18 protein-coding genes are annotated in these 23,760 nt (G+C 51.8%); 14 read left to right on the plus strand and 4 right to left on the minus strand.

Translation table 11 applies throughout. From position 1 onward, the window contains the following. The first annotated feature begins 75 nt into the window (after positions 1 to 75). From MRBLPE1_RS32465 to MRBLPE1_RS32475, 3 genes are read left to right on the plus strand one after another with little or no spacing between them, the layout of a single operon-like run. Positions 76 to 1,845: a cache domain-containing sensor histidine kinase gene (locus tag MRBLPE1_RS32465; protein WP_364154504.1), complete on the plus strand. Its 1,770-nt coding sequence runs from the start codon at positions 76 to 78 to the stop codon at positions 1,843 to 1,845. Positions 1,846 to 1,893: 48 nt separating this feature from the next. Then, positions 1,894 to 3,441 (plus strand): response regulator transcription factor, encoded by a 1,548-nt coding sequence (locus MRBLPE1_RS32470; protein ID WP_364154507.1) that lies wholly within the window; start codon positions 1,894 to 1,896, stop codon positions 3,439 to 3,441. A gap of 21 nt (positions 3,442 to 3,462) precedes the next feature. Then, positions 3,463 to 4,716: an extracellular solute-binding protein gene (locus MRBLPE1_RS32475; RefSeq protein ID WP_364154509.1), complete on the plus strand. Its 1,254-nt coding sequence runs from the start codon at positions 3,463 to 3,465 to the stop codon at positions 4,714 to 4,716. 69 nt (positions 4,717 to 4,785) lie between these two features. Here the strand turns inward: MRBLPE1_RS32475 and MRBLPE1_RS32480 are convergent, their stop codons facing one another. Further along, on the minus strand, positions 4,786 to 5,799 hold the full coding sequence (locus MRBLPE1_RS32480; RefSeq protein WP_364154512.1) for a zinc-dependent alcohol dehydrogenase family protein: 1,014 nt from the start codon (positions 5,797 to 5,799) through the stop codon (positions 4,786 to 4,788). A 113-nt stretch (positions 5,800 to 5,912) separates the two neighbouring features. Here MRBLPE1_RS32480 and MRBLPE1_RS32485 point away from each other — a divergent pair, with 113 nt between their 5' ends. Continuing rightward, positions 5,913 to 6,305, plus strand: coding sequence for a winged helix-turn-helix transcriptional regulator (locus MRBLPE1_RS32485; protein ID WP_364154514.1), 393 nt, complete (start codon positions 5,913 to 5,915; stop codon positions 6,303 to 6,305). Positions 6,306 to 6,380: 75 nt separating this feature from the next. Here MRBLPE1_RS32485 and MRBLPE1_RS32490 read toward each other — a convergent pair whose 3' ends face one another. After that, on the minus strand, positions 6,381 to 9,725 hold the full coding sequence (locus MRBLPE1_RS32490; RefSeq protein WP_364154517.1) for a DEAD/DEAH box helicase: 3,345 nt from the start codon (positions 9,723 to 9,725) through the stop codon (positions 6,381 to 6,383). Between the two features lie 471 nt (positions 9,726 to 10,196). Between MRBLPE1_RS32490 and MRBLPE1_RS32495 the strand changes: the two genes are divergently transcribed. The 8 genes from MRBLPE1_RS32495 (at position 10,197) to MRBLPE1_RS32530 (ending at position 18,649) form a co-directional block, all read left to right on the plus strand. Next, positions 10,197 to 12,164: a PrsW family glutamic-type intramembrane protease gene (locus MRBLPE1_RS32495; RefSeq protein WP_364154519.1), complete on the plus strand. Its 1,968-nt coding sequence runs from the start codon at positions 10,197 to 10,199 to the stop codon at positions 12,162 to 12,164. A gap of 1 nt (position 12,165) precedes the next feature. After that, positions 12,166 to 12,495 (plus strand): hypothetical protein, encoded by a 330-nt coding sequence (locus tag MRBLPE1_RS32500; RefSeq protein ID WP_364154522.1) that lies wholly within the window; start codon positions 12,166 to 12,168, stop codon positions 12,493 to 12,495. 120 nt (positions 12,496 to 12,615) lie between these two features. Next, complete coding sequence (locus MRBLPE1_RS32505; protein WP_364154524.1) at positions 12,616 to 13,593, plus strand: aldo/keto reductase; 978 nt, start codon at positions 12,616 to 12,618, stop codon at positions 13,591 to 13,593. Positions 13,594 to 13,651: 58 nt separating this feature from the next. After that, positions 13,652 to 14,395 (plus strand): type I methionyl aminopeptidase, encoded by a 744-nt coding sequence (gene map / locus MRBLPE1_RS32510; RefSeq protein ID WP_364154526.1) that lies wholly within the window; start codon positions 13,652 to 13,654, stop codon positions 14,393 to 14,395. A gap of 124 nt (positions 14,396 to 14,519) precedes the next feature. After that, a complete protein-coding gene (locus tag MRBLPE1_RS32515; protein ID WP_364154528.1) occupies positions 14,520 to 16,106 on the plus strand; it encodes a spore germination protein in 1,587 nt (528 codons plus the stop codon). Between the two features lie 6 nt (positions 16,107 to 16,112). Beyond that, positions 16,113 to 17,270 (plus strand): Ger(x)C family spore germination protein, encoded by a 1,158-nt coding sequence (locus MRBLPE1_RS32520; protein WP_364154531.1) that lies wholly within the window; start codon positions 16,113 to 16,115, stop codon positions 17,268 to 17,270. A gap of 20 nt (positions 17,271 to 17,290) precedes the next feature. After that, positions 17,291 to 17,533 (plus strand): hypothetical protein, encoded by a 243-nt coding sequence (locus tag MRBLPE1_RS32525; RefSeq protein WP_364154533.1) that lies wholly within the window; start codon positions 17,291 to 17,293, stop codon positions 17,531 to 17,533. A 24-nt stretch (positions 17,534 to 17,557) separates the two neighbouring features. Beyond that, complete coding sequence (locus MRBLPE1_RS32530) at positions 17,558 to 18,649, plus strand: GerAB/ArcD/ProY family transporter (protein WP_364154623.1); 1,092 nt, start codon at positions 17,558 to 17,560, stop codon at positions 18,647 to 18,649. Between the two features lie 24 nt (positions 18,650 to 18,673). On the opposite strand, the gene thpR is transcribed toward MRBLPE1_RS32530, so the two are convergent. Together thpR and MRBLPE1_RS32540 are read right to left on the minus strand one after the other, a co-directional pair. Then, positions 18,674 to 19,243: an RNA 2',3'-cyclic phosphodiesterase gene (thpR, locus tag MRBLPE1_RS32535; RefSeq protein ID WP_364154536.1), complete on the minus strand. Its 570-nt coding sequence runs from the start codon at positions 19,241 to 19,243 to the stop codon at positions 18,674 to 18,676. 87 nt (positions 19,244 to 19,330) lie between these two features. Then, positions 19,331 to 21,115: an ABC transporter substrate-binding protein gene (locus MRBLPE1_RS32540; protein WP_364154538.1), complete on the minus strand. Its 1,785-nt coding sequence runs from the start codon at positions 21,113 to 21,115 to the stop codon at positions 19,331 to 19,333. Positions 21,116 to 21,239: 124 nt separating this feature from the next. Between MRBLPE1_RS32540 and MRBLPE1_RS32545 the strand changes: the two genes are divergently transcribed. Together MRBLPE1_RS32545 and MRBLPE1_RS32550 are read left to right on the plus strand one after the other, a co-directional pair. Further along, positions 21,240 to 22,787 carry a DUF4153 domain-containing protein gene (locus tag MRBLPE1_RS32545; RefSeq protein ID WP_364154540.1) on the plus strand — a complete coding sequence of 516 codons (1,548 nt, stop codon included), beginning with the start codon at positions 21,240 to 21,242 and terminating at the stop codon, positions 22,785 to 22,787. Positions 22,788 to 22,899: 112 nt separating this feature from the next. After that, positions 22,900 to 23,757 (plus strand): metallophosphoesterase, encoded by an 858-nt coding sequence (locus MRBLPE1_RS32550; RefSeq protein ID WP_364154543.1) that lies wholly within the window; start codon positions 22,900 to 22,902, stop codon positions 23,755 to 23,757. The last annotated feature ends 3 nt before the right edge of the window (positions 23,758 to 23,760 follow it).

Below are 23,760 nucleotides of genomic sequence, written 5' to 3' on the forward strand. Positions count from 1 at the left end.
TTTATCAGGCATTCTATTTAAACCGGGTTAATTTAGGTAAACTATAAGTATCTCTGTTAGTAAGGTGGACAGCATATGGCGCGTTTCGAGAAATTCACCAACCGTTTTGCCTCAAAAATGATATCGGCCTTTCTATTAATCATCTTAATTCCGACTACTTTATCGGGGTTCTCCTTCTATTTGGAATCTTCTGCGCTCGTGAAAAGGAATGTTAGAGCATCTGCCGTCCAGGTTACGAAACAAACCGCCGATGCGCTGTCCTCCATTTTTAATGCTGGAAGCGACACCTCGGATTTAATATACAGCGACTTGAAGGTACAGAAAGCGGCGATGCAGTACAGCACGAGTCCGCTAAATACGCAATTAGAGATGTCGCAATCGCTCAGCACCCTGCTTAACAACATCGTGTATTCCAGCTCGTTTGTCCGAATTGTTTATATCATTAAGAGCGGGGGCATCGGTTGGGGGAGCGGCACGTTCTCTACGCCAAAGCTTCGCAAGATCGATTTGAACCAGCAAAAATGGGTGGCGGATTCCAAAAAACAAGATGGAGGCCTCGTCTGGCAAGCTCTGCGCAAAGATCCTTTCAGCGGCGGCGGCGAAAATACCGATCTCGTGCTTCCGATCAGCCGGACGCTGAAAGATTTTGAGTCGCTTCAGCAGATTGGCCTGCTCGTCGTTAACTTGAACGGTAAGGCCATTATTAATACCATTAACCAAGTTAAGCTTGGCGAGACCGGCCGCTATATGGTCGTCAATCCGGAAGGGCAAATTATGATCGACGCGGATCTTTCGCAAATCGGACGGGTTGTCGAAGATGCGAAGCTGCATGAGCTCATTGTGCATAACGATGCGGTTGAATTCGAATATTCCAATAAAGGCGTTCATTATTACGGCGTGAAGCAGCTGCTGAGCAATGGATGGGTGCTGGTCGGCACGGTGCCTACGGTTGAAATAACGGGCGTGCTGGACAAGCTTCATACGCGGATCTTGATTACATCGGCCTGCTTTGCTTTAGTAGCGGTGCTCATTGGCCTTCTCATCGCGAATCGGGTCACGAAACCGATCAAGCAATTAACGCTGGAAATGAGGCGGGTGCAGCAGGGGGACTTATCCGTACGCACGGCGTTGACCTCTTCGGATGAAATCGGGCTGATGAGCAGGCATTTCAATAAAATGCTGGATGAAATCGAACAGCTCATGGGACGGGTGGAGCAGGAGCAGAACGAGAAGCTGGAGGCCGAGGTGCGCGCGGTTACGTACCGGATTCATCCGCATTTTCTTTATAATACGCTCAGCACGCTTAGGTGGCTTATTCGCGCAGGCGAAATGGAGCGGGCAGATCAAGGCCTAGGGGCGCTGACACGGCTGCTCCAAGCCAACATGGGCAAGAACGGCCAGATGATCACGCTCGAGGAAGAGCTGGAAATTATCCAGAAATATATCGTGATCTTAGAAATGCGGTACGAGCAAAAATATGTCCTGACGATCGAGGCGCAGCCGGGCACGGACAAGGTAAAAGTTCCGAGAATGCTGCTTCAGCCGCTTGTGGAAAATGCGGTTTTTCATGGCTTTGTGCCGCTTAACCGCGGTGGCGAGATTACGGTAAAAGTGTCGGAACGCCGGAACGAGCTCCATATTTTGCTGCAGGATAACGGGCTGGGAATGACGGACGAGAAGCTGGCGCAATTAAATGCCAAGGACGGGAAGACGGGGAGCGGCATAGGACTCCAGCATGTCCATGATTCCTTGAGGCTTTATTTCGGAGCGGGCTCGGGCATGTCAGTGACAAGCGACAGCGGGGGCGGAACGCAGATTCATATCGTCATTCGGCTTCAAAGCTGAATCCTGTCCAATCAGAAATTGCTGCCTGCATCTTGAGGAGGGAATTACGTGAACGACCATGTATTGATCGTAGACGACGAGCCGATCATCAGAAATGGACTTAAAAACTTTATCGATTGGGAGAAGGTAGGACTCACCTTGGCGGGAGGCTGCGCGAACGGCGCAGAAGCCTTGGAGCTGCTGCGCTCCCGTCCGATTGACATCCTGATCACGGATATTAAAATGCCGGTGATGGACGGTTTGGAGCTTACGCGCCATGCCCTTCAGATTAACCCGCAAATGAAGATCGTACTGATTAGCAGCTACAATGAGTTCGAGTACGTGCGCGAGGGCATGAAGAACGGGGCGGTCGATTATTTGCTCAAACCGTCTCTGGAAGCAGACGAGCTCCTAGCCGTTTTGGCAAGGTGCCAAGAAATGCTGGCGAACAGCCGAAGGCAAGCGCTGCAGAGAAAACAGTATGATCAGCAGTTAACCCTGCTGGAACGCAGGCGCTCCGAGCAGGAGATCATTAGGCTGCTCGCAGCCAGCCGGCCGGAGTTTACCTTCAGCGATATTTTCGGCGGGCAAAATGAAAGGTATCTCTGTGCGTTTATCGTATCGGACGGATTAAACGAGTGGCAGGAGCAGTACGGCGATTTGCACATCAGTATCATGTACGAGGATATGCAGGCGATGTTTTACGAGGAGTTTCAAGAAGGCAGCGCACCGGTCCTATCGCGAGACGGCCTTTTGCTTATCTATCCCTACGTGGAGGGCGGCGAAGCCAAGCTCCAACGCTTCAAGGTTAGAATTGCCGCCGAGCTGTCCATTTCCGTTTCCATAGGCTACTGTATAGAACGGGCGGCGGAGCGGGTTGAAATCGCGCTGAAGCGAAGCCAATCAGCCGGGCAGAGGCGTTTTTTTGATGGCACGGACAAGCTGTTTCCATGGGAGCCGCGTTCAAACGGAGAGGATAGTGAACAGGAATACGAGGGCCAGAATATGCATGCCATGGTCGAATGGATACGCACCGAGGGCAGCGCCAAGAAAGTCATCGATGGCTTCGCCGCGAAATGGTCGAAGGGAAGCATGGCTCCTGAGCAAGTAAAGAGAGAGGCGTACGAGCTGCTCTCAGCGCATGCTTATTTGAACGGAGATTCCAAGACGCTGTCGGATTACCGGGATAACATTTGGCGGTGCGATACCGTCGATCAGCTTGAGAAGGCACTTCGCCATTTCTTGGAGGAGATGGAACATCCGGGCCGACTTCGCTTGCAGGACAAAGGTCACGGCGGACAATTAATTACGAAAGCTATTTCGTACATTAAGCTTCATTTCCGCGAGGATCTGACGCTGCAGGAAGTAGCGGATACGATTCATGTCAGCAAAAGCTACTTATCGAATTTATTCAAAAAACAGTCGGGCCAAAATTTTATCGATTATCTGATCGATTTGAGGCTGCAGGAGGCCAAACGGATGCTGGTCCAAAAGGAATATAAAATATACGAGATTGCGGAAAAATCGGGATTTAACGACGTGAAATATTTTAGCAAGCTGTTTAAGAAAATGACGCAAATGACTCCGGTCGAATACCGGGAGAAGCATCAGCAATAGCGGACGGAAGGAGTGCTGCTTGTGAAAAAGCTGCTGATGATCATCGGGGTGCTTCTCATCGCCTCGGGCTGCGGACAGCAGTCCATTCTAACGAAAGAAAGCAAAGTGGAGAAGATGAGCAATCCTGATGAATACGAGATTGAATTCTGGCATACGTACAGCGACGAGGAGACGCGGATATTGGAAGACAGCCTCATTCCGGCCTTTGAGGAAGCCTATCCCCATATTCATGTTGTCCCTGTCCGGCAAAGCAATAATGCGGAGCTGAAATATACGCTTATTTCCAAGGCCTCGGCGAACAAAGCGCCCGATGTGGTCCGGATGGACATCGTTTGGGTACCGGAGTTTTCCCAGAGCGGGCTCTTGCTTCCGCTAAGCGACTACGATGATTTCGATAAGATCACGCAGACGCTGCAGAGCAATACGGGCTCGGCAGGTTATTATGCGGGTGCGTATTACTCGCTGCCCGTCAATATGAATACGAAGGTCGCTATCTTTAATCGCGCGCTGCTGAAGCGGGCCGGTTTGTCGGAGCCGCCCGGAACCTTTCAAGAGGTCATCGCGCTTGCTAGGAAGAACCGCTTTAAGATTGGAATGGGCGGGCTGGAATCTTGGAAAAGCCTGCCTTATATCTACGCGCTTGGCGGACGCATGACGGATGCGGCGTATACGAGGGCGTCAGGATACCTTGACGGCGAAGGGACCGTCAAAGCGGTAGAGCAGCTGTTGATGCTTTATAAGGAGCATCTGATCGATGGGACCTTGATTAACGGCGGCGCTGATAACTGGGAAGGCGTGAAATCCGGCAATATTTTGGTCACGGATGAGGGGCCTTGGTTTTACAGCGTCTTTCAAGGCAAGGAGCTGGAGAGAGCCATCAGCACAACATGGGCCGTTCCTTTTTCGACGGCCTATGGGCCAGCCTCGATTATGGGCGGAGAACATCTTGTCAGCATGAAGGGCTCCAAGCATCCGCTTCAGGCATGGATCTTCATGAAGTGGATGACCAACAAGGAGTCGCAAGTGGCCATGTCGCAGACGGGCATCATTCCGACGAATTTGGAAGCGAAGGATATCAAGGTTCAGGGCGAATCGTTTATTCATCCTTTTGCGGATGCGCTCGACCATACCTTCCTGCGCCCCCCGGTGAAAAACTACAGCCGAATCGATGCGATCTATGTTTCGTATATGACAAAAATTTTTCAAGAGGAGCTGTCCGTCCAGGAGGGCTTAACGGCAGCAGCCGCGCAGATTGATCACCTGTTGATGCCTTAATTGGGAAAGAAAAACAAGCTGGCTGCAGCAGCCAGCTTGTTTCCTTTTTACTTCCAGGAGCCTGACGCATTAAAGCGAAATACACACCTTTCCGAAATGCGTCCCCTTGGATAAGTAACGCAGCGCATCAACGGATTGTTCAAACGGGAAAACGCGGTCAATGACCGGATGCAGCGCATTTTGCGCAATGGCGCTGTTCATGGACTCGAACATGTCCCGGCTGCCCACATTAATGGCTTGCAGCCGCGCCTTTCGGAGAATGGCAGCTATAATATCGAAGTTCTCAACGCTGGCTCCCGACAAGATGCCAATGATGCTAATTTGTCCGCCTACCCGAAGGGCCTGGAGCGATCGGTTCAGCGTAGCCGCTCCGCCAAGGTCGACAACCAGATCGGCGCCTCGGCCATCGGTAAGCTCAAGCACCGCTTTATCCCATTCCGGCGTCTTTTTGTAATTGATGACCTGATCGGCTCCCAGCGCTTTCGCGCGCTCCAGCTTATCGTCGCTGCTCGATGTTAAAATGACGTTAGCCCCGTGAAGCTTCGCGAATTGGAGGGCGAATAGGGAGACGCCGCCCGTACCTTGCACGAGCACCGTGTCGCCGGATTTGACTTTGCCTTCCTCTACGACGGCATGCCATGCCGTAACTCCGGCACAAGCAAGCGTGGCAGCTTCCTCATCGCTCAAGTGATCAGGCACGTGAACCAGTCCCTGTTCGGGTAAGACGACATATTCAGCGAGAAGCCCATCCAGCGGATTGCCCAGCGTGCTTACCCAACCTTCTTGCGTCGGTTCGCCGGAAATCCAGCTCTGCGTAAAGATGCCGCTCACCCGCTGGCCCAGCTTGAAACGGGTCACGTTTTCCCCTAAACCGACCACTTCGCCAACCCCGTCGGATACGGGGATGAAAGGCAGCTTCAGATGGGGATTATAAAAGCCGTCGATAACTCCCAGGTCACGGGAGTTGAGCGAAACGGCACGCATTTTGATCAGAAGCTCGCCTGTGCCGGGAACCGGGATTTGTTTCTCCAATGGTCTTACATGATCCAATCCGAAGCCGTCTTGTATTGCATATACTTTCATGGTTATCTCTCCTTTTAGTTGGTGTAGACATACATTAATGCATATACTAATATTTAGTAAGTAGGCACTTTATCGTTCGTTATGAACCTTTAGGTGCGTAAGGAGGGAAGAGTATGGCTGAAGGCGTTGAAACGAAGCAAGCCGACATATCGATAACCGAGTGCAGCTACCGGCGTGTGCTTGAGATTATTTCGAGCAAATGGTCTGCGTTAGTCATCTATGCCTTAGAGGACGGCAGCCTGCGGTACGGGGAAGCAAGAAGACGAATCGAAGGCATATCGCAAAAAATGCTGACCCAAACGCTGCGGCAGCTGGAGAGGGACGGCTTGGTCCGGCGCGAAGTTACGCCGTCCGTACCGCCGATCGTGGATTACTCTCTGACTCCGCTTGGCGAATCGCTCACCCGTACGATGAGCCATCTAAAGCTGTGGACAGCCGAATATTTTCCGCTAGTCGAGAAGGCGAGACAGGAATACGACCAAAAGAGCGGCGAGGACGCCATATAGCGCGCAAATAAACAAAGCGGGAATCGCATCGATCCCCGCTTTGTTTATTTTGCTTGCTTTGTACCTTACACCTATTTATTGAATCATAAGAATCTCGCGAATTTCTTGCTCGCTGAGAGAAGACAGCGCCTCCTGGCCGGGCTGAATGACCTCATCGATGAGGTTTTTCTTTTTTTGCTGGAGCTCGTACATTTTATCCTCGACCGTTCCTTGGGTAACGAGCCGGATGACCTGAACGACGTTTTTCTGGCCAATCCGGTGCGCGCGGTCCGCGGCTTGTTGTTCAACGGCGGGGTTCCACCATAAGTCATATAGAATAACCGTATCGGCGCCCGTCAAGTTTAGCCCCGTACCGCCGGCCTTTAAGGAAAGCAGGAAAAGATCGCGTTCGCCTTCATTGAATCGGTTGCAGAGCTCGACGCGCTCGGAGGTCTTCGTTTGTCCGTCCAAGTAGAAATAGCTGATGCCCCGGTAACCGAGCTCGCGGCCGATCAAACCGAGCATTTCGGTAAATTGGGAAAAAATAAGCAGACGTTTGCCTGCGCTTTGGCATTCCTCGATAATCTCGAGGAGCTGCTCGAATTTGGCGGAGCTGCCCTTGTAGTCCTCGACAAAGAGCACGGGATGGCAGCAGAGCTGGCGCAGCCGCGTGATGCCTGCCAAAATTCTTATCCGGTTTTTTTGGAAGCCTTCCTCGTTCAAATGCTTCACCGTTTCCTGCTGCAGCTTCGCCAGGAAGCCGACATACAGCTGCTTCTGCTCCGGCAGCAGCTCGGATGCTTGTACCGACTCGATTTTCTCCGGCAGCTCTTGCAATACGTCGCTTTTCAGCCTGCGCAGCAGGAAGGGGCGGACACGCCTCGCGACAGTCTCACGCGTAAGCTCGTTAAAGGCTTGCCTGCTTGGGAATAACTCGGGAAATACGGCGCCAAAAATCGACCAGAGCTCTTCCAGCGCATTTTCGACGGGCGTACCCGTCAAGGCGAAGCGATAGCCGGCCGCGATAGTCTTGACTGCCTGCGCGGTCTGTGTCGTATGGTTTTTGAAATACTGCGCCTCATCCATAATCAGCGTGTGGAAGTTTTGCTTGGCGTACTGCTTGATATCCCTTCGCAGCAAGGGATAGGAGGTGATGATGACATCTGCCTCCATGCCGCCCGCCAGTACGCCGCTGCGCTCGGCTTTGGTTCCGTCCGCAATCACCGCACGGATCTCGGGTGCGAATTTTTTGAGCTCGTTCAGCCAGTTGTAGACGAGAGACGCGGGAGAAACGATCAAAGCCGGCTGCTCACGGTCCCGGATCTCGGGTAGAACGGAGACGATAAACGCGATCGCCTGCACCGTTTTGCCAAGTCCCATATCGTCAGCGAGAATCCCGCCAAAATGATAATGGGCGAGCGTCTTCATCCATTGATAGCCGTATTTCTGATAGTCGCGAAGCACGGGGGCGAGGCTGTCCGGAACAGCGAAATCCAGATTGTCCGGGTTTCGCATGTTTTCGAGCAGCCGCCGGAATGCTTTGCCGAGCTTGACCGCTTTGCCGTTCTCGTTCGAATCGATGAGATGCAGGCCGCGTACGGCAGGCAGGCGAAATTCCGCGCCTTGAAGATCGCCTTGGCGAAGCCCGACATCATTCAGGAAACGAATAATTTCCTGAAATTCGGCGCCTTCAAGCGGCAATAACGAGCCGTCCGGCAGCCGGTGATATTTGCGCTTGATCTCAAGGGATTTTAAGAGATTGCGGATTTCGGAGTCCGGAATGCCGTCCATGGCGAATTTGAATTCCAGCCAATCGGTGCGCTCATCCACGTTAACCGTCACGGTAGGAGGAGCATGCTTAGTCACAATCCGCACCTTCACGGCGGTGGTAGCGTATACGGTCAGCAGCTTTTCGAGCTGCGGTATAACGTTGTGAAGAAATTCAAATTCGGCATCCTCGTCGTCCGAGAAATAACCAGCCTCTGTCTTCGCGAACGGCACCAGCTCCATCAGCTCCAAGATGAGCCGTTCCTGTTCCCCGTCGCGCATCAGGATCCGGTCGGTGCCGCGGCTCTTGCCGGTGCCCTCAAGCGGGTTAATCACGATATCGCCGTATTGAAATTCCAGCCCCGCAACCAACCGGTCTCGGACCCGATCCAAATAGAGCTTCGCTTTAAGCTGCGTTTGCAAGACGCGGTCGGAGATGGTTTCCGCGATCCGAACGCTGCCCAGCTTCATTAAGCCGGGTATGACCCTCTCCATAAAAGGCTCCATTTGTTCAGGCGCAATATGGATTTTGGGCTTGCGGGCGGTGTCGATCAGCTGCTTGAGCTCCGCAAGGCGCGTGCTGGTTTCCGGCTGCAGCCGAAGCAGGCGGCCTTCCGTGATGACAAGCTCATACTCCTCCATTAAGGTTATCTGCTCGAAGCCCTGTATATTTAATTGATACCCCTCGCCCGCCGCTTGATCGAACGCGAAATGAAGAGGAATCGTCTCGTCGCTTACTGTGATCCCATGGAATGTATGATTGCCGATATGGAGCTGGACCGATGGAGCCGCCATCAGCAAGGGGAGCAGCGAGCCCCAAGAAAACGGAGGAACAAGCAGCATGCGTTCGCCGCTGGCCGGCGTTTCCGCTTGGTAGAACCGGTTTGCGGATTGGCGAACCAGCATTTCATGATGATAGATTTGATAAAGCTGCCGGATCACGGCATCGTCCTCGGGCTTGAAGCTGTGAATGCTAGGATCATACGTAAAATGCTTCGAAAAAACGAACGGCTTCCGCTGCTCCGCCTTCTCCAGAAACTCCCGGATTCGCTGTACGATATACAGCCGTTTAGGACCGATCTTCAGTTCAATGCCAAACATGAATTTCCGATAGCCGAAAGGATGCAGCTTACATGAGATCTCCACTTCAAGAGCCGTGCGCGTGTCGATGAGCGAACGGCTGCCGCTCGAGCGGATCGGCCGGCTTCCGAATAGCCCCAGCATGCTGGCGGCAAGCCGGGTATCGGCTGTCTCAAGCCCTGCCGGTTTAGCAAAGCGCGGTTGCAGATGCGAGGAGCCGGATTCCTCCGCATCCTCGTCATCCTCGCCGGGCCGATCCTCCGGATGCAAGAGGGAGGGATAGACGCGAGCGGGTTTATCGTCTTCCTGCCGATCGTCATGGACTTGGAGAAGCGCAGCAGCCACATGCATGCAATATTTATCGTAGGTGCTGAAAGCAAGACAGGTGCATACCGCCTCGACGTCTCCGTTCCGATCGATTTCAATCGTCACCTCATAGCGTTTATTTCCGTGCACGGCGGCCGAATAGCTGCCCGCCTGCGGATCGGAGCTTGTTATCGTTACCTTTCTATCTCTATGGTAAGCGTCCCCTCGCTCATAGAAGGTGTCGCCGCAAAGCAATTTTATGATTCGCCGGGATAAGTGAGCACTCATATTGCGCAATTCCTTTCCGCAAACGGAAACGTTTGTTCCGATTCATAAGTTAGTCCTATCATATCAGAATTTATGTGCGAGGTCATAATCGAAAGCACATAAGCTGTATGTAACGGCCGGTTTCTCCTGGTTAGGGTCCCGATGACTTTTGGGGCAGTCCCTTTGACATTCATGGTTCGAACCAGATAGGGATAAAGTCCAATTTTTGTTCAATCTATCCATTTTTAAGTGTCTATGACTGCATTTTCGGGTATGATTTGGGAAGTCGGAAAGCTGGTTTAAGGAGGGAACAATACGAATAAGATATGGCAGATTCGAAGCGGGGTCAGGGAATACGCTGAAGCAGCGTACCACTTCCTAAGGGAGATACCCAAGCGTTATCCGTGGCTTAAAACCATTTACGCGATATGGTGCTGGCTCTCGCTGCTGCTGTTCATTGTTGGCCTGTTCCTGTACCGGGATTCGAGAACGATGCTGGTGCAGTATTTGTGGTCGTTTTATGTGATGCTGCAGTTCTGGCTGTTATGCCGGAGTAAGACATTTACCTGGAAGCAGACCGCGATATTCATGCTGCTCGGGATCGTCCTCGTGATCCCGATTACGGCAGGGACGCTTATGGCGGTACACGGCTTGTTTGGCGGACGTACATCGGATACTTGGTCGGTCGCGGTACTCACTCCGATCGCGGAGGAGGTGTGGAAGCTGCTTCCACTTGGGCTGTATCTCCTCTTCTCGCGCCGGGCATCGGCGATGAGCCTGGGCGACTATACGCTGGCGGGAGCGGCCGCAGGAGTCGGCTTCCAGCTCATGGAGGAGCTGGCTCGCAGGTGGCTGAACTCCGGTGTGATCGGGCGGACTTTCGGTTACAGCACGACGATGCTGGGAGGAGAGACGATCCACTGGGATTTTTGGACTTTATTTCCCGGGCGGTTCGAAGAGAGCTTTTTTCCTACCCTCATGACGGTCAGCCATCCCGTGCACACGGCGTTGGTCGCTTTGGGACTGGGGATGGCCGTGCGCGGCCGCAGGAGGCTGACGAACGCTATCTTCGCCCTGCCTGCCCTGCTGCTGTCCTGGTCAATCCTGGACCATGCCGCTTATAACGGACAGAACTCTCTGCCGGACTGGATCATGAAGTTCCACGAATGGACCGGGAGCGGCTATCAGACGAAGAGTATCTTTCTGTGGATGTTAGCCGCAGGGCTCATCTGGGATTATATCGCACTTAACCGGGTAAGGAGCCAGCTCCCGATGATGGGGGGGGAGCGGTTTATCGACCCGCTCACGGAACTGAGGCATATGATGGCAGCTTTTCTGCAGAGGAGGGGGAGGTTCGCAAGCGTAATGGCCTGGTCGAGGGAGCGCCGGGAGATGGGTTTCTCTTTGCTGTACGGCAATGCCGAGGCGGCTTCTGTGCAGGATGATCTGAACGGCCGGATGAATTTGCATTACCGGATGGCAGCTGGACTGATTGCGCTGCTGTTTGGGGCAGGCCTGCTTGCGGGATGCGCGGCTTATTGGCAGTCTTCCGTCCATCCTGCAGACACCGCCTGCTTCTCCTGCATGTTCGACTCGCTCCAAAATTGGTGGGACCGTCTCAGTTTTGGGGAAAAGGGAGCAATCGTGCTTGGGGCGTTCGCACTCTCCCTGTTGTTCGTCGGCTTCTGGCCGGCGCTTGGAATCGCATTGACTGCGGCGAGCATTCCGGGCAGCGGACACGAGATCGCACAGAACATCCGGGATCCCAAGCGGCTGCTCACGCCTGAGAATGCCATCGCGGCGTTACTGGCTCTTGCGCTCAGCCGCGTACCGTTTGGACGTTTAGCCAAGAAAGGCGGAGACCGGCTCAAGGAATGGCTGGAGAAGCTGTTCAAGCGCCGAACCAAGCCTGAACCTGACGTACCCCAAAAACCGGATCCAGTCGGCCCCCGCAAGCCGGATGGGGAGGAGCCCGGCAAGAAACCCGATCCCGAAGAACAGGACCTGCCGAAAAAATCAGACGATTATGTACATTGGAGCCATGCGAAGTATAAAGGCGTAGAGCTTTACGACAGCCGCAATGGCGCACTTGGCGAGTTCGACGGTATCGATATCGAGAACGGTATTTTCTATGAAGCCAAGTCAGCCCAAGGATTGGATCGCATTCATCCCAAAACCGGCAAGCCGCAGCAGACGCCGCAGCAGTTTACGGATAAGCAGCTCTATCAGAAAACAAGGACGCGGATCAACAATCTGATGGAAAAGGCGGTGGGAACGCGGACGACGCCGGATGGCACAGCGGAAATTCCGACTCTGGACGAGATCAAGGGGATCCGCGATTTCGAGTTCCAGTTGGATGGAGACTCGCCGGAGCTGCGTGCCGCGGCAGAGAACAGCCTGAACCGCCTGCGTCAGGAATTCCCGGATTATACATTTAAAATTCGATTTGGAGTGAAGTAAGATGTCGATTAGTGCCATTATCATTGATCCCGAAGATGAATTCGAACGCTCGTTCATGCTGCCGATCGCTACTGAGGATTTCTATATAAAGTATTGGGAACCGGCGGTTGAGGAGCTGGGTCTCCAGTGGGCCGCTTTATTCCAAGGCGGCACGGATGTGGAGAGAGAGGATGTGCCCGAAATTCTGGAAGAGATTTCTAAATTAAAGGACTGGGTGCGCGCCAACATGAGCGGTGACAATCAGGAGCATATGCTGCGCAGGCTGGAGCTGCTGGAGAGCGAGCTGCCGGGCGCATATCGGCGCGGTGGCGCGGTCGTTTATATCGGTTAACGCGGTACAAAGCGGCAGTCTAGGACTTTTTTCTCGTCCAAGGCTGCCGCTTTTATTAAATTCTACTGCTATAATAAGGCTAATAAATATGATCATGATAGAAATAAGGAGCTGAACGCTATGCAATTTCGCAGACTCGGCAATAGCGGTCTCAAAGTGTCCGCACTCGGTTTAGGCACCAATGCTTTCGGTAAACGGGCGGATGATGAGGCTTCGAAGCGGATCATTGACTTCGCGCTGGACAATGGGATTAATTTTATGGATACGGCTAATATTTATGCAGGGACGGAATCGGAAAAAATCATTGGGCAGGCCCTGCAGGGAAAGCGCCAAAACGTCGTATTAGCGACTAAAGCGGGCTTAGTCCGGGGAGCAGGCGCGAACGAGCGGGGCTCATCCCGGTTTCATTTGCAGACGGAGCTTGAAAATAGCCTGAAACGATTAAAAACCGACTATGTCGATCTTTATCAGATCCATACGTTTGATCCGGAAACGCCGCTGGAGGAAACGCTGCGGACGCTGGAGGACATGGTGCGCTCAGGCAAGGTACGTTACATCGGCGCATCGAATTATTATGCATGGGAGCTCATGAAATCGCTTGGCATCAGCGATCGGCTGGGGCTGAACCGGTTCGTATCGACCCAGGTAAGCTACTCTTTGGCGGATCGGACGCCGGAGCAGGAGCTTATCCCGATGTGCCTCGATCAAGGCGTGGGCATCATTCCGTATTTTCCGCTGGCAGGCGGCATTTTGTCGGGGAAATACAGCGCGGCGGATTTAGCGCCGCAGGGCTCGCGAGCGCAGACCGACCCCAATTTTACGAGATTTATCAACAGCCAAACCATTGCGTTAGGTGAGAAAGTAACTAAGCTCGCCAGCCAATTCGATACAACGCCAAGCGTACTGTCGCTTTCCTGGCTGTTCCAGCAGCCGGTCGTATCCTCGGTGATCGTTGGCGCGACAAAGGTGGAGCAGCTCGCAGAAAATCTAAAAAGCGTAACCTTGCAGCTCACCGCCGATACAAAAAAGGAGTTGGACTCGATCAGCAGCCCCTATCGGTATGGAGAACCTTTTGCTTTATACCGGCTGCCCGTTTAAGCACCAATATTTCTATAAGTTTATAAGCTAAATGAAGATACATAGAGGAGACAGGCAAATGACAGTAGGTTCACAGATGGACATAGACGGTCTGAAAGAGATCGGACGAATCGTCGCCTTGACGATGAACGAAATGAAGAGACAAACAAAAGCGGGCATGACGACGAAGGAGCTTGATGAGCTTGGGGGACGTATTCTAGCAAGCCATGGAGCATTTTCCGCACCGCATAAAGCCTTTCAATTCCCCGGGCATACCTGCATCAGCGTTAATGACGAGGTGGCCCACGGCATTCCCGGCAGCCGGGTATTAAAGCCAGGGGATTTAATCAATATCGATGTGTGCGCAGAAAAAGACGGATTCGTGGCCGATACGGGCCATTCCTTTCAAATTGCTCCTTACAGCGTGCCGGTAACCCGGCTGTGCCGTTATACGCACTATACGATGATGAAGGTTATTTCTTCTTTGAAGCACGGCGTGAAAATCAACGAGATCGGTAGGATCATTCAGAGCGAAGCGGAGCGGGGCGGATATAAGGTCATTAATGATTTATGCAGCCATGGCGTAGGCAGATCCGTTCATGAATGGCCGCAAATACCGCCAACGTATAATAAGCATGATAAACGTACGCTGAAGGAGGGCCTGGTTATTACGATTGAGCCGTTTCTCTCCATGGGCGCGGATTACGTTGTCGAGCAGCGTGATGGCTGGACGCTGCGTACGCCGGACAGAAGCTTCGCGGCTCAGCATGAGCATACGATTATAATAACGAAGGATAAGCCGATTATTTTGACGGTGGCTTAGGCACTCGCTTATAAGATGGGCCGAGAGGCAGCAGGAAAGACAAACCTGCTGATTCTTGGCTCTTTTTGTATAGTGCGACGCTAGTGGGGAATAATGGAACCAACTGAAACAAGGTGGTTTCTTCATGACGAACAGTACTTCAGGAGTAACGCAATCCGGTACATCCGGTTCAAGCGGAACAATGGCTTTAAACGGCAATCAGTCCTCTAATACGCCGGAAAAAATCATTTCCGAAAAACTGCAGGATAATCTTGATGATTTACAAAAAATTTTTTCTAATAGCACGGATATTGTGTTCAGGCATTGGAACTACGGTCCTGAGCTGAAATATGCCGCATGTTCGGTATATTATGAATCGCTCGTTCAGGAAGATACCGTTAATTACATGAAAATTTCGCTGCAGGACTTAGCCACGCATGAGATTGGTCCAGGCATGGATGTGACGCCGCAGGATATCCGTTCATTTTTTGAGCATGAAGGCGTATCGTCAAAAAAAGCAGTCGTTATTAACGATTTGCAGCTGGTCGTTGATGAGATCTCGAATGGCCGTCTCCTCATTTTGTTTGATCAATGGGATAAAGCTCTAAGCTTTAAAGCGGAATCCGTAGAGACAAGACAAGTTAATGAGTCCGTGAATGAATCCGTCGTACAGGGTCCAAGGGAAAGTACGGTAGAAAATCTACAGAAGAATCTAGGCTTGCTGCGTCTGCGCTTAAAAACGCCAAAATTCAAATTGGAACGAATTACTTCGGGCGGAGAGACCAAAACGACAGTCGTCTACGGCTATATCGATGATGCCGTCGATGCAGAAGTACTGGCGGAGTTCAAGAAGAGGATAGAGCAAATCAAAGAGCTTGAAATTTTGGAAACCTCCTATATCGAGCAGTTAATCGAGGACTCCACTTATTCGCCTTTTCCGCAGTACCGCTATACGGAGCGGACCGATATGGCCGTTGCCGGACTGCTCGCCGGGAAAATTGTTGTGCTCAGCCAGGGCACGGGAGGCATTTTGTTATGTCCGGGCCTATTTACCGAATTTTTTCAATCCAGCGAGGATTATTACCAGCGTACGCTTATCGCAACCTTGGTGCGCTGGCTTCGCATCGTGGCCTTTCTTATTGCCTTAACCTTGCCGAGCATCTACATTGCGCTTTCGACCTTTCACCCGGAGCTAATTCCTACGGTTTTGCTTTTGGCGGTTCTTAACGCCCGTGAGGGCATACCGCTGCCTGCTTTTTTCGAGGCGCTGCTCATGGAGTTTTTTTTCGAGCTGATGCGGGAAGCTGGCGTGAGGCTGCCTAGGCCGGTAGGCTCCGCCGTTAGCATCGTAGGAGCGCTTGTCATTGGAGATGCAGCGATTAGCGCAGGAATCGCTTCTCCGATTATGGTTATCGTTGTGGCCTTAACAGGCATTGCCTCTTTTTCGATTCCGCAATATAACATTGCGATCGCATTGCGAATATTGAGGTTTCCGCTCATGATCAGCGCGGCTCTTATGGGCGGGTTCGGCATGATGATTTGTTTATTGTTCCTTTTGCTCCATGTTAGCAAGCTGCGCTCGCTTGGGATGCCTTACATGACTCCGCTGGCGCCGTTTCGGTTAAAGGAGATGAGAGATGTTTTTATGAGAGCACCGCTCAAGACGCTGCTGCGTAATCCTCGAAATCATCATAAGCACAAACCGGTGTATAACGGAAAGAATGAGGAATGAGGAATCATGAAAAGAGGAATTTTTTGTCTAGCTATGCTGCTTGGCCTATTCATTATCTCCGGTTGTTGGAGCAAGTTCGAGCTGACAGAACGAGGATTCGTAATGGGTGTCGCTCTAGACCAAGGCGAGGATGGGAAGATTGAATTAACTACGCAAATTTACCGCCCAACCTCGACGCAGACGACGGTAACTTCCGTCTCGACCAGCGCCTCCAGCATTAATATTAAGACCAGGGATGATTCGGTGATGGAAGCGATTCGAGACATTCCCATCCACTTGGGGAGGAAAGCGCAATGGAGCCATCTGCGTGTCATTATTGTGGGAGAGAAGCTGGCCCGGTCCAATAATCTAGGCCATCTTCTGGATCTATTCTATCGGGACCATGAGCCAAGAAGCAGTGTATCCCTCATGATCTCGAAGGGAGCTGCAGGCAGGCTGTTTGAGAAAAAACCGTTAATCGAGCAGACTACCGCGCAGCAGTTTTTAAGAGCGAAAGAATCCTCCTACATCACCTCGGCCAAAACGGTAGATTATAATCTGCTTGATTTGGTGATTCAACTGCGAAGCGCTAACGGAAATGCCATTGTTCCCTTTGTGTATGAGGACAAAAAATTAAAGGACATCTTTTCAGCGGCAGGGCTTGCCCTCTTAAAAGGCGGGAAAATGAAGGTCGTCCTGCCTTCTACCAAGGTGGAAGGGCTGCTTATGCTTCGCAATGCTTACCAATCCGGTGTCATTGAGATCAAATGTCCCGGAAAGAACAGAGAATATGAAACGGCGGAGGTTATCTCGCTTAACGTAAAAACGAAGCCTCGGATGCAAGGGGATCAAATATCAATCAATATCTCGTTGGTTGGAGATGTCGCGATCGGAGAGCTTAAATGCAGCGACATAAACAGCGCCAAAGCTGAAATGGCATTCATCAAGAAAGTGGAGGATCAACTGTCGGAGCAGATTAATAGCACGATGAAATTCCTTCAATCGAATAAGCTGGAAGTAATCGGAATTGCGGATATGATCTATCGCAAGGATCCTCGGAAATGGGAGCAATTGAAAAAGAATTGGGATACGCAATTCGCCGAGCTTCCGTTTACTATTCAGGTGAGATTGAGACTTGTCACAAGCGGAACGATATCCAGTAAACCGGCGGGGGCAGGCGGTTAGGCGGAGAAGGGTGAGTAAGCATGATGGAGCGAATCCTAGTCATATTTGTAGCTTTTGGCGGTATGCTGCTGTATGACTTGCTGACCTTGAAAAAAATCAGCAAAGGAGAGAAAGGCATATATGCCATTGCCTGCTTCCTTTGCTTATATATGGGCATGGACTTCGTTGTAAATAAGGATTGGCCCGATTTTTTCGATTTGATGGTACCTATTTTTGATAATATATCCAAAGCGATAGACGAATACTTAAATGTGAATGCATAACAGCGGATAAGGGAGGAGAAAAGCATCGACAAGCACACGGTAAGCGCATATCAGATGGGCGTGCTGTTTTTCGTTTTTATGACCGGTTCCTCCATTATTAATATACCGGGTCCGCTGATTAGCAAGGCATATAACGGAGCTTGGCTCTCTCTGCTCCTATCCGGGGCTTTAGGTTTTATTATTTTAGCCTGTATCTTATTCTTGCATCGGCGATATCCAACGATGACCTTTGTGGAATATAGCCGCCATTTAATGGGAACACCGCTTACGATCCTCTTTTCCGTTTTTACACTATCCTTTCTATTTCAAATGCAATCGGCCATCGTAACCGACGTTGGCCTGTTTATGGTCAGCTCCATGTTAAGAGAAACGCCAATGTATGCTTTTACTTTCCTCATCTTCGCCATATCGGCTTTAACGGTGCGCGCGGGACTTGAGGTTATAGCGAGAATGTTTACTTTGACGATGATTTTGACAGCCCTAAGTATCCTTGCGGTACTGATCATTGCGATCCCGGATTATAATCCTTCTTTTTTGCTCCCGATCATGCCGAAAGGGATTATGCCCGTGCTGCATGGAGCCTTTTTCTCCTTCGGCTTTCCCTATGTGGAGGTATTCTTGTTCGCCATGCTGCTGCCGTTTGTCAACGAAGGGCCGACCGGAAAGCTGTCGAAGACCATGCTGTTTGTGCTGGGTATTAATATTTTTGTGCTTTGTTTGTCTACCATTTGCGCAATCATGATTTTTGGCAGCTTCGCCGGCGAGAAGCCCTATGTGCTTTTTTCGCTCGCTCGGATCGTCGAATTCCAGGAGATCATACAACGGATAGAGTCGATTATCGGGATGTCTCTGATTTTGGGCTCATTCATGAAAACGACCATTACGCTATATGTGCTTAATTTATATTTGAGTCAGTTGTTTCGGTTTCAAAATAATCAGGCCTTAGTTATGCCGTTAGCGTTAATCGGTTTCTTAATGGGACTGGTGAGCATTGATGGGGCAACGGAGTGGGGACGCATCGTTACGACGATCCATCCCGTGTGGACATTTGCGGCGTTTGTGGTGCCCCTGCTGCTGCTCACGGTTATCGCTTTATTCAAAAAGAAAAGCAGCTAGCAGCAGGGGGAGCGGAGGCCGCCATTAAGGCCTGGCCAGAGGAAAGCTGCCGATGGTCTCGTACATGGGCGATGCATGCATGTGAGTGCGCATAAGCACGAAATGGTCTGCCTCCCATTCGCGCAAGGCGGGAGCGGAAGGCAGACCATCCATATCGCTTCCGCCGGTGAAACCTCTGGCAAGGGTGATATGGGGCTTGTAAGGACGGTCCTCCGGTTCAAAGCCCGCTTTGCGGGTTTCCGCAATAATGCGGCCGTAAAGCGCGGATAAGCCATCGAGCTCTCCGGTTACTGCGCCCCAAAGCACGCGGGGAGCTTTGGGCTGGCCGAAGATGCCTATGCCATTCGAAGCAAGCGACAGCGGCATCGATCGCACTTCCTTTAAAGATGACTGCAGCTCCTCGTGCTGGGCAGCAGTCGTATCGCCAAGAAATTGCAGCGTGATGTGATAATCATGGGGATGCGTCCATTTTCGGAAGGGAAGCCGGTCTTTATGGGCGAGCGTCCAGTCCTCCAGCTCCGCGGCCACTGGCCGCGGAACGGGTATGGCGACGAATAAGCGCATCGTATTTGCTTTTTTTGCAGGGTCCTTCATGGGCAGAGCCTCCGTTCTTTTCTCACAGATTCACAGACAATATAGCTTTAGCACAAAGCAGAATCTTATGCGATCCGCTGCCAATACTTAAGTGAACCATAGGTCACGGAACCGAACCCAGCCCAGCGATTCCAGGGAAATTCCCCGAACGGAAGGGTGGAAAGCGGTTTTTAGATGCTTGCGGTAAAGGAAGATCAAGCTGTTCTTCTCTTTGAGCCGCTCTTCAATATCTTTGAATATGGCTGCCCGAAGCGTGCGGTCGGGCTCGCTCAAAATCGATTGGATGCCGCGCTCCAGCATGTCATCAATCTCTGGCTGCGCATGCTGCTGCATGCTTTTGTACAGGTCGATAAGCCGAAGCTCGCGGTGCTCATCCAGCATAATGGCGAAGAGCAGCAGATCGGCGGACATGCGTGCGGCCCCTTTGAATTGCTCGGCAGGGATGAGGCTGATTTGCAGCGGAATGCCGGACTTCCCGCATACCTGCCGGATCATTTCGGCGTCGGCTGCATACTGCGGAATCGTAGCCAGCACAAGGGTTTCGCCTTGATAACCGGAGCTAGCAAGGCCGTGCTTGATTGCGGTCCAATCCGGCTCGGCTGCTTCCTGCGGCCAATTGTCCAAATCTGGCCAAAAGCTGTTTACGCCTTCAATCACATCCCCTGACAGCAGCTTCAGAAGCTCGGTCCGTTCGATGGCGAAATCAATCGCCGACCGTATGGATGGATTCCCCAGCAGTCCCTCCTTTAGCTCATTTACCGTTATGAACTTGCAGGTCATGCCCGATTGCCGGACCTGCTGCCACCGTTCGGCTGCCATATCGGAGAGTCTCGCATTATGCATAACCTGGAAGGATTGCTGCTCTGCTTGATTCTCTTGCGATGCCTCCTCCGCAAGCGTCCATACCTCGACCCGGTCCAGGAAGGCCCTCCCCTGAAAATAAGCGGTAAAAGCCTCCAGAATCCAAACGCCCTGCTCATTGCCGACAAATCGAAACGGACCGGTGCCTATCGGCTTCGCGCCAAAATATTCGCCTGCCGCAGCGCATGCATCTTGCGGGACGATGGAGGCGCGATTCGTCGTCAAAAAGGCAAGGAACGCTTCGTTAGGCTCGGATAATTGTAGGCGAATCGTGGTGTCATCGGGGGTATCCATCGAAATGATATCGCAGTACACCCAGCTGTAGAGCCCTTGCGGCGCGAGCCGCTTGAGCCGCTCCAGCGAATATTTGACGTCGGAGGAATCCAGCTCCCGCCCGTGATGGAAGAGAACGCCTTTGCGCAAATAAAATGTCCAGCGCGTGCGTGATTCATCGACCTCCCACGCATGCGCAAGCTGCGGCAAAATTTGCTCGCCCTTCGGATCAATGCGGACGAGCCCGTCGAATATCTGATTGACGAGATGGGACTCTCCCGTATAATGGATCGCTGCCGGATCAAGCGAGTAGATCGTCTGCGGGAGCGGAAACCGTAATATATCGGTGCGCCGCTTTCCCTGCACCTCGGAATGAAAGCCGAATTGACCCGAGAGCCAGTCCTGGAATTGATCGCGGAGCTGCGTTGATTCTTCGACCTGCTGAATCAGCTCGAGCGCCGAATGCAGATCCTGCTTTTGCATCATTTCCTGCGCTTCCTGCAGCGCGATCTGCTCCTTGCTTACGAGGAAGGAGAGCGCCGAGCGATTGCCGCGTCCTCGCTTTGGCTCCCAGACCAGCCATTCCTCCTGCTGCATTCGCTTTAGCAGCAGCACCATATTCCGATGTGTGCAATCCAGCAAATTTGCGAGCTCCTGCGTGGTCACTTCAAAGGGGGTATTCTCATGAATAGTCGGGTAAGAGCGCCTAAGCGCCAAGTAATGCCGACGTATTTTCATACAAAAGACTCCTTTTTAAAAATATGAAATTTTCCAATTATAACTTACACTTTTTGTTCTTGTTTTCTAGGTTACAATAAAAGGAGGAAATTAACAAATTAAGTTTGAAAATGGAGTGTGTATCATGAGAGATCCGGCGCCATGGCAAAAAAGGTATGAAAAAATGCTCATCCTTGCCCTTTTGTTCGGTCTGGTCAGCCAGTATTTGTTCGTTGGCGCGTCGGCTGGCATTTCGGTTATGGTGTTTGTCCTTGGGTTTTACGGCTTGTTCTTCTATTCCATAAAAGGGAGAATGGGAGGCTTTGAGAAATGGCAGGGGCAGGCGAGCTCGGGCTGGCTGCTGTTCATTCCTATTTTTCTGCTTACGCTGACCTATGCGATTTATAATAACCAGCTGTTTCGGCAGCTTAATCTATTCGCGTTGTTTGCTCTAATCGTTTCCCAAACGGTGCTCATGACGAGCAGCAGCGTAAAGCCCTGGTACAGGGGTGTTTTCTACACGGAGCTGTTATTTTTAGCCTTGATCAAGCCTTTTGCGTTTATAGGCGTGCCTTTCAGTCTGCTAAACGAGCGCTGGAAAGGAAAAGAGGTCGGAGAACGCGGGACGAGAAGCAAGCTTGGCAGAATATCGCTGGGACTGGCGCTATCGGCGCCAATCCTCATTGTCGTCGTCGCTTTGCTGGCGTCTGCGGATGAGATTTTTCTATCGTGGCTGCTTGAAATCCCAAATGTGATGGGGCGGTTCTCCTTAGGAAACGGGCTTTGGCGGATCATCGTGGCACTGTTTTTCGCTTTTTATGCTTTTTGCTACATATGGGGCCTGCTGTTCAATAAAGCTGTCCCTGCGGCCAATAAGGCTGCCGAGGTTTCGACGCCAGGAACGGTTCAGTCTTACGGACGAATCGAGTTTGATCCAATTACGGCAGGGACGCTGCTGATAAGCATTAATTTGGTTTACGTCCTGTTCGTCGCCATTCAATTCTCGTATTTATTCGGAGCGGCGAAGGGGCTGCTCCCAGACGGCGCTGCATACGCCGAATATGCGCGCAGAGGTTTTGCGGAATTGATTATGGTTGCGCTCATCAACGTGGTATTGCTCATGTGCGGGCTCCATCTGATTCGGCGAACCAGCGCAATGGCGGAGCGGATTCGCAAGCTGTCGCTTACGGTGCTGATTGGCTGTACGATCATCATGCTTGTATCGGCTTACAGCAGGCTATCGTTATATGAAGAAGCCTACGGATACACGCAAACGAGGCTGCTGGTGCACGGATTCATGCTGTATCTAGGCGTTTTGCTCGTTATTGCGATGATTCGGATATGGAAAGAGCGTTTCTCGATGGGCAAGGCTTATATCTGCGTTTCCATCATTGCTTTCGTCCTTATCAACTACGTCAACCTGGATGCCCGGATTGCCGCAAACAACGGCGAACGGTACGAGCGAACGCGGAAGATCGATGTCGCTTATCTCGGCACGTTATCAACGGACGCGATGCCGGCGCTGCGCAAGCTGCAGGCGGACCATCCGAAGCTCGCGGGACTGCAGGAAGTAATAGATCAGCTGCAGGAGAAGGCGCACCGGCATACGAAATGGCAGTCCTGGAATTTATCGAAGCAGAGAGCACTTGGCTCATTTGACCCGCCGCACGAATCGGATTATAGTCGAGGATAGCTGGCATTCCATCCATATTCATAAGCCGGAGGCAGTCGTTGCTGCCGTTCATCGTTTATTATAAGAAGCAGAACGGGCTGCTAAATGATCAACAGTAAGGAGCAATGATTTCATGCGTATGTCCAAAAAACGTTGGCTTATCCTTTTGCCGATTCTTATTTTAGCCGTCATTGCCTTTCTCTACTATGAGAACAACGCTATCGGCATTACGAGATATAAGTTAAGCTCGGCTAAGCTTCCGGAAGGATTTGATTCCTACCGCATCGTTCAATTGACGGATCTGCACAGCAAAGCCTTCGGCAAGGAGCAGGGCAGCATTACGCGCAAGGTCAAAAAGCTGAAGCCCGATCTGATCGTCATGACCGGCGATTTGGTTGACAGCAGAAAATACAATGCCGAGACCAGCCTCATGCTCATGCGCAAAATGACCGAGCTTGCTCCTGTGTATTACGTGACAGGAAATCATGAATGGGGCTCCAGGTTCCCGGCATTAGCGAAGGGGCTGAGGGAGCTTGGCGTCCATGTGATGCGCAACGCTACCGAGATCGTTAAGGTGGGAGACGGGGAAATCCGCATCGTAGGCGTAGATGATCCGACCTTTAACCATGAAGCGGACGGCGATGTGGAAAGAATCAATGAACATATTGCGGCTGCTCTTGACGGGGTTGACCGCTCCCAGGAGCTTTATACGGTTTTATTGTCCCATCGCCCAGAGCTGTTTGCGGAATACGTGAAAAATAATTTCGATTTGACCTTCTCCGGCCATGCCCATGGCGGACAGGTTCGCCTGCCGTTCCTCGGGGGATTGGTAGCGCCGGGCCAAGGCTTCCTGCCGAAGTATGACGGAGGCAAATATACAGAGGGCGATTCAACGATGATTGTTAGCCGCGGACTCGGCAACAGTATCATTCCGCAGCGGTTATTTAACCGGCCGGAGGTCGTCCTTGTCGAGCTTACGGCTGCAGAGTAGAAC

The organism is Paenibacillus sp. LPE1-1-1.1, from assembly GCF_040676435.1.
Taxonomy (GTDB): domain Bacteria; phylum Bacillota; class Bacilli; order Paenibacillales; family Paenibacillaceae; genus Pristimantibacillus.

What these genes read in the sequence shown, in the direction of transcription:
- MRBLPE1_RS32465 (WP_364154504.1), top strand. Translation starts at nt 76, where the DNA reads ATGGCGCGTTTCGAGAAATTCACCAACCGTTTTGCCTCAAAAATGATA.
- MRBLPE1_RS32480 (WP_364154512.1), bottom strand. Translation starts at nt 5,799, where the DNA reads ATGAAAGTATATGCAATACAAGACGGCTTCGGATTGGATCATGTAAGA.
- MRBLPE1_RS32485 (WP_364154514.1), top strand. Translation starts at nt 5,913, where the DNA reads ATGGCTGAAGGCGTTGAAACGAAGCAAGCCGACATATCGATAACCGAG.
- MRBLPE1_RS32490 (WP_364154517.1), bottom strand. Translation starts at nt 9,725, where the DNA reads ATGAGTGCTCACTTATCCCGGCGAATCATAAAATTGCTTTGCGGCGAC.
- MRBLPE1_RS32495 (WP_364154519.1), top strand. Translation starts at nt 10,197, where the DNA reads ATGCTGGTGCAGTATTTGTGGTCGTTTTATGTGATGCTGCAGTTCTGG.
- MRBLPE1_RS32500 (WP_364154522.1), top strand. Translation starts at nt 12,166, where the DNA reads ATGTCGATTAGTGCCATTATCATTGATCCCGAAGATGAATTCGAACGC.
- MRBLPE1_RS32505 (WP_364154524.1), top strand. Translation starts at nt 12,616, where the DNA reads ATGCAATTTCGCAGACTCGGCAATAGCGGTCTCAAAGTGTCCGCACTC.
- map (WP_364154526.1), top strand. Translation starts at nt 13,652, where the DNA reads ATGACAGTAGGTTCACAGATGGACATAGACGGTCTGAAAGAGATCGGA.
- MRBLPE1_RS32515 (WP_364154528.1), top strand. Translation starts at nt 14,520, where the DNA reads ATGACGAACAGTACTTCAGGAGTAACGCAATCCGGTACATCCGGTTCA.
- MRBLPE1_RS32520 (WP_364154531.1), top strand. Translation starts at nt 16,113, where the DNA reads ATGAAAAGAGGAATTTTTTGTCTAGCTATGCTGCTTGGCCTATTCATT.
- MRBLPE1_RS32525 (WP_364154533.1), top strand. Translation starts at nt 17,291, where the DNA reads ATGATGGAGCGAATCCTAGTCATATTTGTAGCTTTTGGCGGTATGCTG.
- thpR (WP_364154536.1), bottom strand. Translation starts at nt 19,243, where the DNA reads ATGAAGGACCCTGCAAAAAAAGCAAATACGATGCGCTTATTCGTCGCC.
- MRBLPE1_RS32540 (WP_364154538.1), bottom strand. Translation starts at nt 21,115, where the DNA reads ATGAAAATACGTCGGCATTACTTGGCGCTTAGGCGCTCTTACCCGACT.
- MRBLPE1_RS32545 (WP_364154540.1), top strand. Translation starts at nt 21,240, where the DNA reads ATGAGAGATCCGGCGCCATGGCAAAAAAGGTATGAAAAAATGCTCATC.
- MRBLPE1_RS32550 (WP_364154543.1), top strand. Translation starts at nt 22,900, where the DNA reads ATGCGTATGTCCAAAAAACGTTGGCTTATCCTTTTGCCGATTCTTATT.